Genomic DNA, 19429 nt, shown 5'->3' on the forward strand with positions numbered 1-19429 from the left:
TTCTGTGGCCATGCGGCGGCTTAACCGAGCAGATCCTCGACATCGAGGATGCGCTGGGCAATCTCCGCCAGCTTCAAATTCTTGTTCATTGCCATGCTGCGCAGTTTCTGGTAAGCCTGGTCTTCGGTCAGCCGGTGATGGGTCATCAGGATGCCCTTGGCGCGGTCGATGACCTTGCGCTCGGCCAGCTTGTGGCGCGTCTCGCTCAGTTCGGCCAGCAACTTCTGCTCCTGGCGAAAGCGCGCCAACGCCACGTTCAGCACCGGCTTGATGCGTTCGGACTGCAAGCCGGCCACGATGTAGGCCGACACGCCCGCGGCCATGGCCGCGTCCATGCTGCTGGTGGTGGTGTCCTCGGTGAAGAGCACGATCGGGCGGCGCTCGTCGCGGGTGGCGATGACGATGTGTTCGAGCACGTCGCGCGCGTCCGATTCGGCATCGATGATGATCATGTCGGGTTGCAGCTGAGCGATCCTTTCGGGCAGAAAGAGATCGGCGGGCAGCGAAGCGACAATATCGTAGCCCGATTCGAGCAGGCCGATGCGCAGCGCATTGCCGCGCAAGACCTGGGCGGCCAGGGCAAGGTCGTGCTCGCCGCCTTCCGGCACGATCGTATTGACGACGACAATGCGCAGCTTGCGTGGGGGTTGCGCGGGGGTTTTGGGCATTTTTTTGCTTGAGAGTGAGGCCATGTCCTTACGAGACAAGCAAAATACGTGCCAAAATACGCACCAACATACGCAGGCGATCATGGAGCGGGAACAGTTGCGCTGCCTCGCCTGCCTGGGATACATTGCTGTTTTTATATCCCTACCATTCTGAAAGCCCACCATGCGCATGCGTTCTTCCCTCTTCGGCGGCCTGTTCCTGGCCGCGGCCCTGCTGGCGCCCGGTCTGGCATCGGCCGACCCGACCATCATTTATCTGGTCCGGCATGGAGAAAAGGGATCGGTCGACAAGGATCCCGCGTTGACAACCCAAGGCCAGGCGCGTGCGCGCAATATCGCCGCCATGCTCAAGACGACCGGGATCGCGCATATTTACAGCAGCACGGCGCAGCGTACCCGCCAGACCGCCCAGCCACTTGCCACCGAGCTGGGCTTGCAGGTGCAGGTGTACGACCCAGCGCAGAGCGCCAAACTGGTCGGTGAAGTCAAGGCGGCGGGAGGTACTGCCCTGGTGGTCGGCCATTCGAATACCGTGCCCGAACTGGTGCGCCTGTTCGGCGGCAAACCCGGTAGCGATATCGGGGAGGATGAATTCGACCGGCTGTATCAGCTGATCGTCGAGAAAGATGGCCAGGTGACAACCGTGTTGCTGCATTCCGTGGCGCCTTGACGGACGCGGATTGACGCCATGATGCGAGGCCCGCCTGCAGCGTTCGCTGACAGAGCTTGCGGCCTGGCGATTAATGCGCGCTGACGTAGCCCTGCGGCTCGCTTGGCGCCTGGCTCAGCATCGTCTTCATCACTGCTGCTTCCTGCACCGGACTGCGGCCGAAAAAGCGCTTGAATTCGCGGCTGAACTGCGAACTGCTTTCGTAGCCGACACGATTCGATGCCGACGAGGCGCTCATGCCTTCCTGCACCATCAGCAGCCTGGCCTTGTGCAGCCGTGTGCTCTTGAGATACTGGATCGGCGAGGTTTGCGTCACCGCCTTGAAGTTGGCGTGAAAAGCCGCCACGCTCATGCCCGCCTCATGCGCCAATGTCGGCACGTCCAGCTCGCCGCTGAAACCGGCATGGATGCGGCGCAAGGCCTTGCCGATCTTGCCGAACTGGCTGTGCTGGGCCAGCGCCGCGCGCACCGCCCCACCCTGCTCCCCGGTCAGCACGCGGTACAGGATTTCACGCACGATGCCAGGCCCCAGCACGCGCGCCTCCACCGGGCACAGCAGCACTTCGAGCAGGCGCAGCACGGCGTCGCCCATCGTGTCATCCATGGCGGTCGAGCACATGCTCACCGGCGCGCTGTGGGCCGACGGGGCGGAACCGAGCGCCAGCGCAAGCTCGGCAGCAACCGCCAGATCGATGTCCATCTTCAGCGCCAGCAGCGGCTCGGCTTCGCTGGCGTCGGTCTCGCTCTCGAAGGGCAAGGGCACCGACAGCACCAGAAACTGCTGGGCATCGTAAATGAAGCTCCGTTCACCGAGATACCCGCGCTTGCGCCCCTGGCACACGATCACGATGCATGGCTCGTACAGCACAGGCCCGCGCGGCATGGCCCGGTTCGCGCGCATGAAACGTACCTCGCCGAGCGCCGATCCGGTGGTGCCCTCGGACGGCGCAAGCCTGCCCAGCAAGGCGATCATGCGGTCTTGTCTGCTCGGCGGCGTGGGCATCGGCTCCTCTGTGGCGGGTTCGTCAGCCGCCAGTGTAAGCCCCAAAACGCCGGCGCGCCAAGACCGAATCCTCGCGCAGGCTTGCCTGATTCTCTTGCAACGCCGCCAGGATGGGCACCGATGCGGCAAGTTGGTGCAAGCCAGGGACGTCGCTGGCGCGCACCTGTTCGTCGCGACGCAAGCGCGGCACACCCCGGCCCGCCGCCCGTACTATCCACTTTCCACCGCTGCCGCGACGGTCCGCCAGCTCACCGTTAATGCGCCATCCAGAGCGGCAAGGTCGATGTCCGGAGCAAGGTCCTGGTCGCGCCGCCGAGCAAGACTTCGCGAAAGCGCGAGCGGCCGTAAGCGCCCATCACGATCAGGTCGGCGCCCGCCTCGCCAGCCGCCCCCAGCAGCGCCGGTCCCGGATCGATGTGACTGTCGACTTCGCGCACATTGACCCGGATTCCGTGCCGCGCCAGATACAAGGCCAGGTCCGCCCCCGGCATCGCACCGTGCAAGTCGCCCTGGGCCCGCGCATCGATCACCACGATGTCGACCTGGCGCGCGCGTTGCATCAACGGAATCGCACTGGCGATCGCGCGGCTGGCCGGGGCGCTGCCGTTCCAGGCGGCCACAATCCGCTGCCCCAGGGATGGCCCCTGCATGGTCGGAGGCAGCACCAGCACCGGCTTGGTGGAGTTGAGCAGGACATACTCGGGAAAATCGGCGCGCACACCCGGCGAGGGATGCGCGGCATCATGCCGGCCGATCACGACCAGGTCGCAATAACGCGCCTGCAGGCTCACACCAAGCCCGATTTCTTCCTCCATCCGGCGCCGTTCGACCGACAGCACGCCTAGCCCGATAGCGCGCTGCTCGAAAGCGTCCAGCGCGCTGTCCGCCAGCCGACGCAACTCGGCCAGCGGAGCCTGCATCGGCGGCAAGCTGGGATCGAGCCCGCTGAGCAGGAGCAGGCGCGGGGGCACATTGGTCAGCGCGGTGCCGATCAGATGCGCATTGTGCTCGGTGGCCAGCCGGGCTGCGGTGTCGATGCGCGCAGCGGCCTGCGTCGACTCGTCGACATGCACCAGGATCGTTTTGTACTCCATGTTGACCTCCTGGAGTTTGGCTTTCCTTCGCGAACAATCGCGTCCGGCAAAGGGTGCGTGAACCACCGTCACGCCAATCCGGCAACCATGCCGGGCCTGTACGCCAGCCCGCCTACCCGCACCTATGCGGCACCGGGCCAACGCCACAAAAAGACAGACTAGCCTTGTACGCGTAACCCCGTTTGCGCGCTGTCAAACGCGTTCGCCCGGTTGCGCGGAACTTATCCGCGCCCACGCAGGGCTGCTGCCACGAATGCGATGGATCGTTTCATTGTCTGTTTCCCCGGTTGATGCTGCGTTGATCCCGCCATGAAAACGCCTCCGCTGGCAAACTCGTCTGCGTGAATGATGCAGGCACGGTAAGATCGCCGCCATGGATAATTTAAGTCATTCCCTGGTTGGACTGGCCGTCGGCGAACTGGTTCACCGTACTTTGCCGGCCGAAGCCGATCCGGCCCAGCACGGCATCCGGCGCCGCCTGATGCTCGTTGCGTGCTGTGCCGCCAGCAATTTTCCCGACCTCGACCTGGTGCTCAGCGGGCTGCTGCCCCAGCCGCTGGGCTACCTGCTGCATCACCGCGGCCATACTCACACCCTGCTGTATGGAGTGCCGCAGGCGCTGCTGCTGATCGCGCTGCTGTGGATACTGTGGCCGGGGGCGCGTACCCTGCTGCGCGCGAGCAATGCGGCCCGCGCCGGACTGCTCGCGGCCGTCGGCGCCGGCTTCCTGCTGCATCTGGGAATGGATGCGCTGAACTCGTACGGCGTGCATCCCTTCTATCCTGTCGATCCGCGCTGGATTTACGGCGACATGGTCTTTATCCTGGAACCTGTGTTCTGGGTGGCCGGCGCCGTTCCGCTGGCGATGATGCTGGGCAGCCGCGTCCGGCGTGGACTGCTGCTGGCCGCGCTGGCCGCCCTGCTCGTCTTCTTCACCGCGCGCGGCTTTCTGCACTGGGGCTCGCTGATCGCCCTGCTCGCGTTCGGCGCCGGGCTTGCGCTATTGCAGCGAGGTGCCGGCAAGAACGGCAAGCGGGCCTTGTGCGCCGGCCTGCTGGGCGCCGTCGCCTTTGTGGCCATGCAGGGCGCGGCGATGCAGCGAGGCAAAACCATCGTGGCCGACCGGCTGCGCCTGCTCGACCCGGCCAGTACCCTGCTCGACACCGCCATGACAGCCTTTCCCGCCAACCCGGCCTGCTGGATGTTCGTGTCGGCCGAACGCGACGCCGTTGCCGGCACCTACCGGATGCGGCGCGGCATGGTCAGCGTGGCGCCGGACGTGCTCGCGCTCGATGCCTGTCCCGCGGCACTGTCGGAAGGCGCGCGCGAACGGCAGGCGCAGATCGTCATCAACTGGAGCCAGGAAATGTCCTTGGCACGCTTGCGCGCGCTGCGGGCCGGCAACTGCCGCATCGACGCCTGGTTGCGCTTCGCGCGCATGCCCGCGCTGGGTCCGGATACCGGATTCGACGTCCGCTTCAGCAACACCCCGGCCGGCAATTTCACGACCTTGCCCATCGATGGCGCCAACAGCCAGCCCTGCCCCGGCGGCGTGCCGGCCTGGGGCTATCCGCGTGCGGATCTGCTGTAATACCGGAGCGTGCTATGCTGCTTCCAAGCTAACCACCGCCGGATATCCCCGTGACAACACAGCGGTTTTCGCACATGGTCGGGCCGCGCACCTACGCGTTTCGCGACCTCAAGGACTTGATGGCGCGCGCCTCGCCGGCCCGCGCGGGCGACCTGCTGGCCAGCTTGGCCGCCGCCAGCGCCGAGGAAAGGGTGGCCGCCCAGATGGCGCTGGCCGACTTGCCGCTGCGCACACTCCTCGACAATCCCCTGATCCCCTACGAAGACGATGAAGTCACGCGCCTGATCGTCGACAGCCACGATGCCGCCGCGTTCGCTCCCATCGCGCATCTGACCGTGGGCGACCTGCGCAACTGGCTGCTCTCCGACCTTGCCGACAGTGCCGTCCTGGCCGCCGCCGCACCCGGCATCACGCCCGAGATGGCGGCCGCGGTATCGAAGATCATGCGCATCCAGGACCTGGTGCTGGTGGCGCGCAAATGCCGCGTGGTCACGGCTTTTCGCAACACGCTCGGGCTGGAAGGCCGCATGGCCACGCGCCTGCAGCCGAACCACCCGACCGACGACACCACCGGCATCGCGGCCAGCATGCTCGACGGCCTCATGTACGGCAGCGGCGACGCCGTCATCGGCATCAATCCGGCCACCGACAACGTGGCCCAGGTCGTCACCCTGGTCGGCATGCTCGACGCTGTCATCGCCCAGTACCAGATTCCCACCCAGTCCTGCGTGCTGACCCACGTCACCAATACCATCGAGGCGATCAACCGCGGTGCTCCGGTCGACCTGGTATTCCAGTCGGTGGCCGGGACCGAGGCCGCCAACCGCGGCTTCGGCATCGACCTGGCGCTGCTGGCCGAAGCGCGCAGCGCCGCCCTGTCCTTGGGGCGCGGCACGGTGGGCGACAACGTCATGTATTTTGAAACCGGCCAGGGCAGCGCGCTGTCGGCCAATGCCCACCATGGCGTCGACCAGCAGAGCTGCGAAGCGCGCGCCTACGCGGTGGCGCGCGCCTTCAAGCCGCTGCTGGTGAACTCGGTGGTCGGCTTCATCGGCCCGGAATACCTGTACGACGGCAAGCAGATCATCCGCGCCGGCCTGGAAGACCATTTCTGCGCCAAGCTGCTTGGCTTGCCGATGGGCTGCGACGTTTGCTACACCAACCATGCCGAAGCCGACCAGGACGACATGGACGTGCTGCTCACCATGCTCGGCGCGGCCGGCTGCAATTTCGTGATGGGCGTGCCGGGGTCGGACGACATCATGCTCAATTATCAGAGCACGTCCTTCCACGACGCCCTGTACGCGCGCAGGGTGCTGGGATTGCGCGCCGCACCCGAATTCGAAGCCTGGCTGCACCGCATGCAGATCTTTTGCGGCGATGGCGCCGCCCAACTGCCGGAGGCCCTGGCGCCGGCCTTTCAACAAGCCTTGCTGCGCTTATGAACGATCCCAAACATGTTCTGTCCAACCCTTGGCAAGCCCTGCGCGGACTGACCCAGGCGCGCATCGCGCTCGGGCGCAGCGGCGTGAGCGTGCCCACCTCGGCCCAGCTCGATTTCCAGCTGGCGCATGCGCGTGCGCGCGATGCGGTGCACATGGCGCTCGACACGGATGCGCTGGCGGCAGCGCTGGCAGCGACCGGGTACGCCTGCCTCACCGCGCACAGTGCCTGCCCTGACCGCGCCACTTACCTGCAGCGTCCGGACCTGGGCCGGATGCTCGATGCGCCCTCGCGTGCCGCGCTGGCCGCCGCGGGGCCAGCCTCCTGCGATCTGGCGCTGGTCATTGGCGACGGCTTGTCGGCGCTGGCCATCGAGCAAAATGCACAGCCCTTCCTGGCGGTCCTGCTGGCGCGGCTGCAACAGGAGCAATGGAAGGTGGGACCGATTGTGATTGCCAGCCAGGCACGCGTGGCCATCGGCGACGAGATCGGGCAATTACTCAACGCGCGCGCGGTGGCCGTGCTGATCGGCGAGCGTCCCGGGCTCAGTTCGCCGGACAGCATGGGCATCTACATGAGCTGGGCGCCGCACGTGGGCTTGAGCGATGCCGACCGCAATTGCATTTCCAATGTGCGGCCGGCCGGACTGGGCTATGACGAGGCGGCGTACCGATTGCATTACTTGCTGACGCAGGCGCGCCAGCGGGGGATGTCGGGTGTCTTGCTCAAGGATGACACGGTGGCCGATGACCTTGCGCTGAGCGCCGGAAAAGGGAATTTCCTGCTGCGCTGAGGTGTCCGCGACAGCCGGCCCGGGCCGGCGTATCGAGGAAACCGGCCGGCCGCCGCGCAATAGCGGCATGCCACCGGCCGGTGGTGGAGGTGGCGCTTAACGCCGCGCGCAGACCAGGCGCTGGCCGACGTTAAATTTGAGGATCATCTTGTCGCGCGACAGCTCTTCCACTCTCAAGGTATCGGCCACGTTCGCAAACTGAATGCCCAGCTGGCCGTCGCGGTACATCCAGCGGCCTGGCGACACCCTGTTTTCATAGCGCATTTCCAAGGTGCGGTCATCCTGGAAGGAAATCAGCACCGAGGTCCCGCCTATCGTATCGTGGCAATGCCAGGCGCCCACCACCATGTCGCCATTCTGTGCGCTCTGGCCGGGATTGTCCTGCGCCCGTTCCGCGCTCATCTTGCCGATCAGCCCGCCGCCGCTGCGCGTACGCATGCTGCCGATCCATTCCGCCGGCGCGGCAAAATTCAGGTTCTGTCCGCTGCGCATCTGGAAGGTGACGATCCCGACCAGCCGGCCGGAACTGTCGAACAGGCCGCCGCCGCTCGATCCGGGCGACACCGGGGCCGTGGTCTGGATCAGGGTGCCGCCGTCGAGCGGGCGCAAGGACGACACGATGCCGTCGCTGAGCGTCAGATCGAGTCCGTGCGGAGCGCCGATGGCAATCACGCGCTGGCCGGTGCGCACCTCGCTCGACGCGCCGATCACCACGGCCGGGGCACTGAGGCCCCTGACCGACAGCTTGCACAGGTCGCGTTCCTCGTCGGCCACGACCACCGTCGCTTCGTAACTGTCCTGCCCCAGCTTGACTTGCAGGCGCGAACCCGCCAGCGCCACGTGGCAATTGGTAATGATGGCGTCGCCGCCCAGGGCCACGCCGCTGCCGGTGCCGACCAGGCTGCTGCCCTTGTACATATTAATACGCGCGACATACGGCGACAATTTGGCGAACAGGTCTTCCATGCTCATCGCGCCGGACGAGCCGCCCGAGGCCGGCGCCTGCATCGCCTGCGGCTGGGCAGCGAACTGATCGGCGCGGCCGCCGCTGTCCTGCATCAGCACCGGGGTCGCGCCCTGACTGACGCCCTGGCTGGCCATGACCGGCGGCGGCGCCGGCGCGCGGCCCTTGGCGAAGTACACCAGCCCGGCCACCAGCAGGCCGGCGGCGAGGCCATAGCGCCAGTCGAGGCTGAAACCTTGCTGCGCGGGCGCCTGCTCGACACTGCGCGTGAGCGGCGGCGCGATCTGGCTGCGGTCGTACATCGCGCGCTTGTCGGTGTTCGACAGCACGGCATACGCTTCGCGCACCAGTACCCAGTCGTTGCGGTCGTAGGAACCGCTCTGGAACGCGGCATGCAAACGCGCGTACGCTGCAGCAATCTCTTCAGAAGTGGCGAGGGGATCGACACCCAGAATGGTGTACAGCGTTCGTTTCATGTGCAGCGTCTCCGACGGAAACGTCGATGATAGCGTAAATATGCGCGATTATCATAGCCGAGAGGAAATATTGCTTTTTCTTCGTCGCCACCTTGACACAGCGGGCATCATTTGCCCGCTGGTTTTTTCCTATTCGCGCTGCTGCTGCGATCCGCCGGAATCGGGTTCAGGCGGCGCGGGTGGCGACATCGGTTGCGGCAACGGTGGCAAGCCGGATTGCGGATCGGCGTGCTCGCCATCGATCGGCCCTTGCCCGCCCTCTTCCGTATCGTCCGGGTCGGGTGCGGGCGGCGGCGCTGGGGCCACGCCTTCTTGCTGCATCTCGCCCGCTTCCTCGCCGATATCACCCGGTACTTCTCCCTGCGGCACCGGCGCCGGGCGGCGTCCGCCCGGGAACACGGCAGCCGCATCGACCTTGCCTTCGCCAATCGCGGCCTTGAAGAAGTCGCCGACCACCAGGATCGCATTGTGCCCGCCCTGCCCCCAGTAACTGCTGCGCATGGTGACCCGGTTATCGTTGAAGCCGACCCAGGCGCCGGCGACCAGCTTGGGATGCATCATGATGAACCAGCCGTCGGTATTGTTCTGGGTGGTGCCGGTCTTGCCGGCAACGTCGCCATTGATGCCGAAGCGATAGCGGATGGCCGTGCCCGTGCCGCGATTGATTACCCCGCGCATCATGTCGATCAGGTCGGCCGCGTTCTGCGCCGACATCGCCTGCTCCGACTTCGGGTCGGAAAATTGCGCCACCACCTTGCCCGAGCGGTCGGTGATGCTGGTGACAAACACAGGCTTGCGGTACTGCCCCTGGGCCGCGATGCTGCTGTAGGCGTTCACCATTTCCAGCAGGGTTACGGGACTGGTGCCCAAGGCCAGCGAAGGGACCGGTTCGAGCTTGCTGTTGCGAATGCCGAGGTCGCGCGCCAGCTTGATGATGCCGGGCAGCCCGACATCCTGCATGACCTGGGCGGTAATCGTGTTTTTGGAAAACACCAGGCCATCGCGCATGGTCATCATGTTGCCGCTCGATCCGCTCATATCGGTCGGGCGCCAGATGGTGCCGTCGCCCGCCTTGATATTCGTCACGGCATCGCGGTAAGGACGATTCGGCGCGAAGCCTTTTTCCAGCGCGGCGCCGTAGACGATCGGCTTGAAGGTCGAGCCGGGCTGGCGCGCGGCCTGCACCACGTGGTCGTACTGTTCTTTATGAAAGTCGCGGCTGCCGATCCATGCCTTGATGTGGCCGGTGTCCGGATCCATCGCCACAAAACCCGTTTCCAGGCGCGTTTTGGCGGCGCGCAAGCGTGCGATGAAGGGGCGGTCGGCCTTGAGCCGCTTGAGGGCCGCCGCGCTGGTGTCGCCGCTGTCGATGGCTTTTTTGTACTCGCGGGTTTCGCGGATGAAGGCATTCACCAGGGACCCTTTGGAGCGCCAGAAATACTCGAACGGGGTCACCGAGCCGTGCATGCCGGCGTAGGCGCCGGCCGAGCCGGAGTTGCCGCTGTCGGGCTGCGCCCATTCGACGTCGGCAATGATCTGCAAGGCATTGCCCTGGCGCTCGACAGCCTTCATGGCCGCTTCCTGCAAGGCGTAGTCGAGCGTGGTGTGGACCACCAGGCCGTCGCGCTCGACGTCGTAGTCGTTCTCGTCGGCCCAGTCGATCAGCCATTTACGCACATAGGCCGTAAAGTGGGTATCGGTCAGGTTGCGCTCGGCCTGGCGCGAGAAGGAGACCCGCAGCGGCTGCCGGCGCAAGCTATCGTAGCGCTTGTCATCGAGGATGCCGTGCTTGCGCATCTGGGACAGCACCACATTGCGGCGCTGTACCGAGCGCCCGGGATTGGTCACGGGATTGTAGTAGTTGGTCCCCTTGAGCATGCCGACCAGGGTGGCGCTTTCCAGGATGTCGAGCTTGGCGGCGGTGGTATCGAAATAGGTGCGCGCCGCCATTTCGATGCCGAACGTGTTGTACAGGAAAGGCACCGTGTTCAGATAGGCTTCCAGGATTTCGTCCTTGCTGTAGGCCGATTCGATCTTGAGCGCCGTGATCATTTCCTTGAGCTTGCGGTTGATGTTGCGCGCACGGCCTACCTCCTCCGGGAACATATTGCGCGCCAGCTGCTGGGTAATGGTCGAGCCGCCCTGGGCGTCGCCGCCCAGGGTGTAGAACACCGACGCCAGGGTGCGCCTGAAATCGATGCCGTGATGGTCCTTGAAGCGGTGGTCTTCGGTGGCGATCAGGGCGGCGATCATGTGCGGTGAAATCTGCGCCAGGCTGACCCGCTCCTGCAAGCCTTCCTCGAAGCTGGCCAGCTGTTTGCCGTCGGCCGAGACCAGGATCGAGGCCTTGGCCGCGCGCGCCTGCTTCAGGTCCGCCACGCCGGGGGTGAACGGCAGCAAGATCAGCACCCACACCAGCAGCAGCAACAGGGGGGCGGCCACACACCAGAGCAGCGCCAGAGCGATGCGTTTATATGGCGGCTGCGCCATCAGATAGCCGCGTCCGCGCCGAAGCTGCTCGCCGGCGGCGCGCAAGCCCTGTCCCAGCCGTCCTGCCAGATTGCGATCGTCACCCACTGTCACTTCCTTGCTTAATAGTCATTAACTTGCCTGACAGTATATCCGAGGGGACTGGGGCGCACGCATCCATCGGCGGTGGCGGCGCGCATAGGGATGGTTCCTGATAGCCGTACGTGGTTTTGTCCTACGCCGATGTTGCCAGTGCGCCTACTCCCCGCACGATTGAAGCCGCCTATCATGAGTTCTCTGCTACAAGACAGGCAGCCAGGAAAGATCCCAGCCACCCGGTAGCGCAATAGTTACCACAAAAAATATCAGGAGCACATTATGAGAACTTCATCGTCGACCACCCGTACCACGCCCAAGTCCATGCCAGGCGGCCAGGAAGCCCAGGACGCGATTGCGCTGCTGACCGAAGACCACGAGAACGTCAAGCAAATGTTCGAGCAGTTTGAAGGGCTGGGCGACCGCGCACATGCGACCAAGAAAAAATTGGCCACGCAGATCTGCACTGAACTGACCAAGCATGCGACGGCCGAGGAAGAAATTTTCTACCCGGCAGTGCGTGCCGCGACGAAGAGCAATGAAGATCTGGTGGACGAAGCAACTGTCGAGCACGCATCAGCGAAAGACCTGATCGCGCAGATCATGGAGATGGAAGCGACCGAAGAGCTGTTCGATGCCAAGGTCAAAGTACTGTCCGAAATGATCGAGCACCACGTCGAGGAAGAAGAGAACGAGATGTTTCCGAAGGCACGAGAGGCTGGCCTGGATCTGGAAGCGCTGGGGCAGCAAATTGCCGAGCGCAAGGCGCAGATTACCGTGTAATCGAGATAGTCCCCCGCCCCGGCGGGATGGCAGCCGGTTCCCCCACAGCCTGCCAGTGTCAGCGCTGGCTGTCGGGGAATCGTTTGTTTAGGAGGCACGCCGGCTGGCGGCGCGGCCCCCTCCGGCTTACTCCGCGTTCAGCTGCCACCAGTTCATGTTCCACCCGCCCACGCGCGCGAAAATGGCCAGGTCCTGCTGTCCGGCTTGCAGATACGCCCGCGCCGTCACCGTCTGCCAGTTCTGCCATCCACCGGTATTGGGCACGGTCACCGTCGCCAGGTCGCTGCCGTTCTTGCTCAACACGAATTGCCCACCGTTATAGATGCTGGCAACCCGGAATTGCAGCTGGTACCAGCCGGTCTTCGGCACATTGATCGGATAGCTCATCCAGTCATTGTTATCCACATTGCTCACATTGAATCCGCCGCCCGCATCGGACGTCGTCTCCATGCGCATGCCGCTGTGCGTGGTAAACATTTCCGCTTCGATGCGCGCCCCCACCGCCGGTTTCCAGTTCATCCAGTAGGCAATGCTTTCATTGCGTACCAGCGGCTGGGTGGCGAAACCGCGGAAATAGCTTTCGATCTGCGCGTTCGACGCGGTGCTGACATTCAGGCTTCCCATCCCGCCGCCATTGCTGCTGTTGGTCACCATGCCCCAACCCCAGCTATTGGTATCGCCATTCGAGCCGCCGTAGGTGACGTTCTTGTACGCCCAGCTGGTCGCCGCCCAGCCGTACATATTGTAGGCATCGTAGGTCTTGCGGGTGATCTGTCCACCGTAGCTGCCCAGCAAAGTCCAGGGCTGTAATTCGCCGATCAGGAAGGGTGTGTTCAAGCCGGTCAGCTTTGTATTCCAGTCGCAGCTCTCGCCCGTGCCGCTGGCATTGCAGTGCAGCCAGTTGGCGTGCATGTTCGCCTGGTTGACGGCGCCCGGCACTTCATTCCAGCCCCACAGGCCGGGATAAAAATGCATCCAGAACGCCACGTTGCTCAGGCCGCGCGTGTTCGGATTGCCGTAAGCATCGATGCCGCTGTTGTGGCCCGGCAGCAGGATCATGTGGTTCGGGTCTTTCGCGCGCACCACGTTGAACAGCTCGTAGGCGTAATTGGCCAGGGTGGTCGCGTCGGTCCCCCACGGCTCGTTCAGCAAGTCGTAGGCGGCCACGGCGTTGCGACCCCTGTAGCGCTCGGCGATCTTGTCCCACAGCCACTTGGTGCGGTCGCGGTAGCCCGCGTTCGTCCACAACTGGGCCGCGCCGATGCAGCCATCGTGCTGCTCGCCCGCCGCCGCTTGTCCGCCGACGGTGCCGTGCAGGTCGAGGATCACATACATGCCGCGCTTTTCCGCCTCGTTGATGGCGAAGTCCAGATGCTTCCAGGCGTCGGCGCGCAAGTTGTAGGGGCTGTATTCGTTCTCCACCAGACTGAAGTAGAACGGCACGCGGATGACGTTCATGCCCATGCCCTTCATCAGGTCGAAGTCGCGCGTGGTGATCCAGCTATCGCGGTACACGCCCATCAGGCGTTCTTTCTCCGCATTGCCGAAGCGCCCGGCCAGGGTGCCTTCGAGCGTGCACTGGTCATTGACCGCTCCGTTGCTGTTGGAGATGCTGTTGTTCAGCATCCAGAACTCCATCTGCAGCCAGTTGCCCAGGTTGACGCCGCGCAGGTTGACCCGCTTGCCGCTGCTGTCGACCCAGTAGCGCCCGTCCTGGCGGATCGCCGGCAAGGCCACGGGGGTGTTCTCGGCAGTGAAGTTGATCCAGTTCAGGTTGAATCCACCGCCCTTGGCGAACACGGCCAGGTTCTGCGGCCCGGCATTGAGGTAGACCCGCGAACTGATGGTGGACCAGGTCTGCCAGCCGCCGGTGTTGGGCACGCTTACGGTATCGCTGATGTCTTTCGCGTTCTGGCTCAGCACCAGCTGGCCGGTGGCGGCGGCCGAGGCCACCCGGTACTGCACCGTGTACCAGCCGCTGGTAGCCGGGTTGACCGAATAGCTCATCCAGTCGTTGGTCTCGATCCAGCCGACATTGGCGCCGCCGCCCACGTCCGAGGTCGCCTCGGTGGCCACGCCCTGCATCGACGCGTAGCTTTCCGCTTCGAGCTTGCCGGGCAAGGCAGTCTGGGCCGCGCACGCGGTGCTGAACAAGGCGGCGGCGAGGGTGCCGGCCAAGGCCGGTAACGCCATTCTGACATCCCTGTGAAGGGTAGATTCCATGAAAAGTCTCCTGTTGTTATAAGAGGCGGCACGCTGGCATGCCGCGCAGCCGGGGGAAGACAAAGGATGCGTCACTTGGCATGGAAACGTTCCCAAACCGTGCAGTCGATGGTATTGGCTTCGCCTTGCGGCGTCAACGTAAATATAAAAAGCTATACGGAAACGAAGCTTGAAGTGGCGCCAGCCTCGACGCGTGACGGGAAATATGTACGCGGGAACAGAGGCCTTTCCGACAACAAATTTGGTCAGCCAATCCCGGCGGGCCCTACTTACTTTAGTCCTACACGATGCTTGCGAGTGCTCCTACTCCAACGTTCGGCGCGCTGACCTAAGATGTCTCTACTCGCTGACGAACACACCAGTCCGGCGGCGGAAACAAGGTAGTTCTTGCAGTTCCTTCGATTAAAACATTAGGAGAAATCACCATGGCATCGAACAACAATCAAGGCGGCAACAATCAAGGTGGCAACAAAGGTAACAACCAGTCGGACAGCGGCGCGCAAAGCGGCAGCAAGGGCGGCCAGGGCAACAACCAGAGCGACACCAGCAACCGCGGCTTTGCCTCGATGGATCCTGAACAGCAGCGTGAAATCGCTGCCGAAGGCGGCCGTGCAGCCCATGCTTCCGGCCATGCCCATGAGTTCACCTCCGAAGAAGCCCGCGAAGCCGGCAAGCTGAGCCACAGCGGCGGCGGCAACCAGCAAAGCGATTCGGACAGCGGGTCGTCGCGCGGCTCTTCGGCCAGCAACAAGAGCGATTCCGACAGCGGATCATCGCGCGGTTCGTCGGCCAGCAACAAGAGCGACTCCGACAGTGGCTCCTCGCGCGGCGGCAACAAGCAAAGCGGCTCCTCGGACGACGATTCGTCCTCGGGCGGCCGGTCGGGCGGCTCCAACGCCAGCTCGGGCGGCTCCAAATCGGGTTCCGGTTCGGGCTCCAGCTCGGGCAGCAAAACGTCCAAGTAATCCCGCCATGCCCTGCCCCGCCCGTGCGGGGTAGTGGAAGTGGACCATAGCCTGCCTTCGCGCAGGCTATTTTAATTGCCAACGAGACAATCATATCTAAATGCACTACCATGCCTGGAATCTAACTTTTCCCCGGGGATGGCATGACTGCTGGCTTTGACTACGACACTTTTGTAACGCGCAACGCGGGCTATGTCGCCCAGGACACCCAGCACCGCATCCGCACGCGCCGCCTGCTCATCGCCGGCTGCGGGCTGGGCGCCTCGACCGCCATTGCCGCCGCGCGCATGGGTTTTACGTCCTTCGTGCTGGTCGATGGCGATACGGTCGACGCACACAATCTGAACCGCCAGTTTTACGACTTCGACGATATCGGCGTGGCCAAGGTCGCTGCCCTCAAAAAACACATCTTGCGCATCAATCCGCAGGCGCAGGTCGAGGCCGTGCACGCCAATCTGGACGAGCACAATGTCCATGCCCTGGTAGAGCAGGCCGACATCGTCTTCGATACCATCGACTTTCTCGACCTGGACGCCATTCTCGGCCTGCACAGCACGGCGCAGGCACTGGGCAAGCCCGTCTTCACCGCCTTGTCGATCGGTTTCGGCGCCGGGGTCCTGTATTTTCCGCCAGGTTCGACCGCGTCGCTGCCCGCCATCATCGCGCACGACTTGCGCAGCGCGCACAGCGAGAGCCCGGGCGAGGCCAGCTACGCGGCCGTGTTTGGCAAGATCATGGGCCGCATCGGCGCCCACCTCGACCCGCAAGTCGTGGAACAGGTTGGCAAGGCACTGACGGTCATGGAAGATGGCCGGCCCTGCCCGGCCTCGCAGATCGCGGTGGGCAGCTTCACTGTGGCCGCCCTGGCGCTGTCGATGATGCACGACATGCTGGCCGGGATGAACGTGCCGGCCTCGCCACGGATGGTGGTGCACAGCTTCCGCAACCACACCACCAGGCTGATCGACATCAGCGAATGAACTGCCTCAGAAGCGCGCTGCGCCGCGCAGCGCGCGCCCGGCCAGGGTCTTGACGACCAGCCAGAACGGCATCTTCTCGTCCCTGAACCAGGCCATCATGAATGGGCTGGCCGCCGCGACGCGGCGCTCCAGGTCGCGCAAGTCCACCAGGTGCAGGGTCACCGGGCCGTAATAGTCGCCCTCGGGACCGATCGGCACCGGCGGAAAACCCATCTTGTCCAGCGAGCCCCCCAGCGAGCGCTCCATGGCCGCATACCAGTAGCGAATGCCGTTGGCGACGCTGTAGCGATACAGCGCGCGGTACATGCCCAGCAACAGCAAGGAATCGTTGGCGCGGCCCGCATTCCCGCTCGCGCCACCGTGGCGCCGGGCGCGCGCATCTGTTTCCACGCCATCCGGGGAGTCGGCCCCGCCCTTGCCGGCGCCGCGCCGAAACGTCTTCTGGACGATCAGGCGCGACACTTCGGCCGACTCGGCGCGCGGCGGCAAGACAAGCTCGTCGAACACCTCACACTGCGCCTCGAACGGAAAGGCCTGCCCCTCGGCGGGACACACCAGGCGCACGGTGCCGACAATATCGCCATCGCGCGCGTGGGCGGCCACGTGCGCCGCGTGTCCATCCCAATGGTCCGACTCGATTCCGTCCGGATAAGCGGCAGCATCGAGGAAGGCGCGCTCCATGCAGTACACCTCGTAACGGAGGCGGTGTATGCGTGTGAGCAATTCCGAACCCGGCGCGGCCCGCGCTATCGTATTGAACTCAAAGTGCGGTATCAGCAGATCACGCCTGCCGAACAAGCGCTGAAAGAAAAGCAGCATAGGGATCGTTACGCATCGAAATTCTGCCATTTCGGCAAGATTTCCTGCATTAAATAATGTCAGTGGTGCAACAATACCCTATTTTGATAATCTTGGCACAACAATAATGTTTCCTTCAGGGATTTAGCGGAATTTTTTATCGTGGCGCTTGCGGGCCGCCGCGTTTTGCGACTGCAAGATCGAATCGACCCGTTCCGACGCGCTGCGCGCCAACTCCTGCGCCAGCGCCACGCTGGGAAAGAACTCCGGCGCGCGGTAGGCCAGCCAGGCGTAGGCCGAATACAGGCGGCAGCTATCCTCGACTTCCTGCAGGTTCTGCCATGCCAGCTGGCCGCTGTCCTCATGCAGCTTGCACACTTTTTTCTTGGCCAGCGACTGCGCCCACATTTCCCACGCGCGCTGCAAGGACGGTACCCTGGTCGACACCGGCACCAGCGAGAGCATGAATTTCTCCGCCACCGACAAGGGCAAGGTATCGAGCCACACGGCGCGCTCGGACTGCTCCTCGGTAATGCGCGGATAAAAAAAGCCGTCCGGCACATCGATATTGTGGACGAAGCGTCTGAGCAGGCGCACCAGCGAGGTTTCGCCGGTCACGGCCGCGATGCGATGCAGATGCTCGACCGACGGCGCAACCGAAAAGCCGGTGGCGTTGAGCGGCGCTAGCTTTTCCTTGAGCAAGGCGCGCATGACCTCGTGCGTTTCATCATCGTAACCGGCCACCTTGCCCTCCTCGTGCACCCCGTAGCGTCCGGCGCGGCCGGCGATCTGGCGCGCCAGCGAGGCGGAAATTTCCTCTTCCTCCACCCCGTTGTACTTGACGCTGGTGGTCATCACGATGCGCTCGATCGGCATGTTCAAACCCATTGCCAGCGCATCGGTGCCGACCACGATATCGGCCTTGCCCTCGCGAAAGCGCTCGGCCTGGGCGCGCCGCACCTCCGGCGCCAGGTTGCCGTACACGGTAGCCACCGACAAGCCCATCTCCGTGATCATGTCGCGCCACATCAATACCTCGCGCCGCGAAAAGCAGATCACCGCGTCGCCGCGCTTCAGGTTGCGCAACTTGCGCACCGCGGCCGGCTCCATCGACAGCGGCGCCATGCGCTTGAGCACGTGCACTTCCAGCGGGCATGCGAGGCGTTCGGCCAGCGCCTCGATCGCACGCCGCGCTTCCGGCGCACCGACCAGATACACCACCGAGGCTGGCGCACCGCACACGGCCGCGGTCCAGGCCGCGCCGCGGTCGCGGTCGGCCAGCATCTGGATTTCATCGATCACCGCCACCTCGACCGGCGTGCGGGTATCGAGCATTTCGACCGTGCTGGCCACGTGGGTGGCGTCGTCCGCGATGCGGCGCTCCTCGCCGGTGACCAGGCTGACCGCCAGCGGCTTGCCGTGCGGGCGCGCGCTTTGCAGGCGCTCGAAATTTTCCAGCGCCAGCAGGCGCAACGGCGCCAGATATACCCCGCTTTTGGCCTTGGCCAGGGCCTCCATCGCGCGGTGCGTCTTGCCCGAATTGGTCGGGCCGAGCAAGGCGATGAACTTGCGCGGCAGGCGGCGCGCCACCTCGAAGGAATCGGGATATTCGGCCAGGTTGATGCTGGCGCGGGTACGCTCGGCGTGGCGCTCCTCCTGGGCGCGCTCGACGGCGTGGGCCACGCGCTGCGCGATGCGCTCGAACAGATAGCTGGCCGGCTCGGAGGTATCGACCTCGAACAGCGGGCCGAGGAAGGTCGCGGCATCGAGGTTGTGGTCCTCGCACTCGCCGCAGATATCGCGCACGAACACGCGCACGCTCTGGTGCAGCTCGTCGATGGCGCGCGGGGTAACCCGTTCGCGCAGCAGGGCGCGGCGGGCATCCGGATCCATCTTGCGCCACTTGCCGGGTTTGGCCAGCACGCCCTGGGCCGGGACCAGGTGATAAGGCACGTTCAGGCCGCCTTCATCGACCTCGCCGGAAAATTGCAGGAAGACCCGCCCCTCCATCTTTACCAGGCGCACCTGCTGGTCGGCGAAACCCAGTTCGGCGATGAGGGCATCATCGTCGCTATCGTCGGTGGTGGAAGGAGGAAATTGCTGAGTTATGGATACGGTCATTGGTACGGGTCGGATTGTTTATTCTATGAACGCCAACTATATCGCGTCTGCGGCCGATCCGTGGTCCCGAGAGCACAACCGGGGTCTGACCTCTGATTCGAAACATTTATGCATTTGAGGGCAGAACTACGTGCAATCACGCAACAATGTGGTTCCATCAACCTGGATGAACGGCACAAGCAGCGCCGGCATCATAGGGGGAGCTCGTGTGAATTGCCAGTTGAAAGGTGGCGGTACAAGCGGAGTGAGACGTCTGGTTCGAAACATTTCTAATCAGAGGTCAGACCCCGGT

The 19429-nt window shown here is 64.2% G+C and carries 15 protein-coding genes; 7 read left to right on the plus strand and 8 right to left on the minus strand.

The window, feature by feature from the left end; all coding sequences use genetic code 11:
• Positions 1-20: 20 nt before the first annotated feature.
• Positions 21-668: an ANTAR domain-containing response regulator gene (locus IV454_RS27655; RefSeq protein ID WP_206088769.1), complete on the minus strand. Its 648-nt coding sequence runs from the start codon at positions 666-668 to the stop codon at positions 21-23.
• 163 nt (positions 669-831) lie between these two features.
• On the opposite strand from IV454_RS27655, the gene IV454_RS27660 reads away from it, so the two are divergent.
• Positions 832-1338 carry a SixA phosphatase family protein gene (locus IV454_RS27660; protein ID WP_229521878.1) on the plus strand — a complete coding sequence of 169 codons (507 nt, stop codon included), beginning with the start codon at positions 832-834 and terminating at the stop codon, positions 1336-1338.
• A 70-nt stretch (positions 1339-1408) separates the two neighbouring features.
• Here IV454_RS27660 and IV454_RS27665 read toward each other — a convergent pair whose 3' ends face one another.
• Positions 1409-2341 carry an AraC family transcriptional regulator gene (locus tag IV454_RS27665; protein ID WP_206088770.1) on the minus strand — a complete coding sequence of 311 codons (933 nt, stop codon included), beginning with the start codon at positions 2339-2341 and terminating at the stop codon, positions 1409-1411.
• Between the two features lie 254 nt (positions 2342-2595).
• A complete protein-coding gene (locus IV454_RS27670; protein WP_206088771.1) occupies positions 2596-3435 on the minus strand; it encodes a universal stress protein in 840 nt (279 codons plus the stop codon).
• 373 nt (positions 3436-3808) lie between these two features.
• On the opposite strand from IV454_RS27670, the gene IV454_RS27675 reads away from it, so the two are divergent.
• From IV454_RS27675 to eutC, 3 genes are all read left to right on the plus strand, one after another.
• Positions 3809-5026: a metal-dependent hydrolase gene (locus tag IV454_RS27675; RefSeq protein WP_206088772.1), complete on the plus strand. Its 1218-nt coding sequence runs from the start codon at positions 3809-3811 to the stop codon at positions 5024-5026.
• A 74-nt stretch (positions 5027-5100) separates the two neighbouring features.
• Positions 5101-6471 carry an ethanolamine ammonia-lyase subunit EutB gene (locus tag IV454_RS27680; protein WP_206092867.1) on the plus strand — a complete coding sequence of 457 codons (1371 nt, stop codon included), beginning with the start codon at positions 5101-5103 and terminating at the stop codon, positions 6469-6471.
• Entirely contained in the window at positions 6468-7262 is a 795-nt protein-coding gene (eutC, locus tag IV454_RS27685; protein ID WP_206088773.1) for an ethanolamine ammonia-lyase subunit EutC, read from the plus strand. The genes IV454_RS27680 and eutC overlap by 4 nt, the downstream gene beginning before the upstream one ends.
• Positions 7263-7358: 96 nt before the next feature.
• On the opposite strand, the gene IV454_RS27690 is transcribed toward eutC, so the two are convergent.
• On the minus strand, positions 7359-8702 hold the full coding sequence (locus IV454_RS27690) for a trypsin-like peptidase domain-containing protein (protein ID WP_206088774.1): 1344 nt from the start codon (positions 8700-8702) through the stop codon (positions 7359-7361).
• 129 nt (positions 8703-8831) lie between these two features.
• A complete protein-coding gene (locus IV454_RS27695; protein ID WP_229521879.1) occupies positions 8832-11279 on the minus strand; it encodes a penicillin-binding protein 1A in 2448 nt (815 codons plus the stop codon).
• Positions 11280-11549: 270 nt separating this feature from the next.
• Between IV454_RS27695 and IV454_RS27700 the strand changes: the two genes are divergently transcribed.
• Positions 11550-12050 (plus strand): hemerythrin domain-containing protein, encoded by a 501-nt coding sequence (locus IV454_RS27700; protein ID WP_206088775.1) that lies wholly within the window; start codon positions 11550-11552, stop codon positions 12048-12050.
• 126 nt (positions 12051-12176) lie between these two features.
• Here the strand turns inward: IV454_RS27700 and IV454_RS27705 are convergent, their stop codons facing one another.
• Complete coding sequence (locus tag IV454_RS27705; protein WP_229521880.1) at positions 12177-14273, minus strand: carbohydrate-binding protein; 2097 nt, start codon at positions 14271-14273, stop codon at positions 12177-12179.
• A 425-nt stretch (positions 14274-14698) separates the two neighbouring features.
• Here IV454_RS27705 and IV454_RS33630 point away from each other — a divergent pair, with 425 nt between their 5' ends.
• Together IV454_RS33630 and IV454_RS27715 are read left to right on the plus strand one after the other, a co-directional pair.
• On the plus strand, positions 14699-15238 hold the full coding sequence (locus IV454_RS33630; protein WP_206088776.1) for a KGG domain-containing protein: 540 nt from the start codon (positions 14699-14701) through the stop codon (positions 15236-15238).
• Positions 15239-15381: 143 nt separating this feature from the next.
• On the plus strand, positions 15382-16218 hold the full coding sequence (locus IV454_RS27715) for a HesA/MoeB/ThiF family protein (RefSeq protein ID WP_206088777.1): 837 nt from the start codon (positions 15382-15384) through the stop codon (positions 16216-16218).
• Positions 16219-16224: 6 nt separating this feature from the next.
• Here the strand turns inward: IV454_RS27715 and IV454_RS27720 are convergent, their stop codons facing one another.
• Both IV454_RS27720 and IV454_RS27725 read right to left on the minus strand, forming a co-directional pair.
• Positions 16225-17067: a PEP-CTERM/exosortase system-associated acyltransferase gene (locus tag IV454_RS27720; protein WP_307730183.1), complete on the minus strand. Its 843-nt coding sequence runs from the start codon at positions 17065-17067 to the stop codon at positions 16225-16227.
• Positions 17068-17160: 93 nt separating this feature from the next.
• On the minus strand, positions 17161-19137 hold the full coding sequence (locus IV454_RS27725) for a helicase-related protein (protein WP_229521882.1): 1977 nt from the start codon (positions 19135-19137) through the stop codon (positions 17161-17163).
• Positions 19138-19429: the final 292 nt, after the last annotated feature.

Source organism: Massilia antarctica (assembly GCF_015689335.1).
Lineage (GTDB): Bacteria > Pseudomonadota > Gammaproteobacteria > Burkholderiales > Burkholderiaceae_D > Telluria_A > Telluria_A antarctica.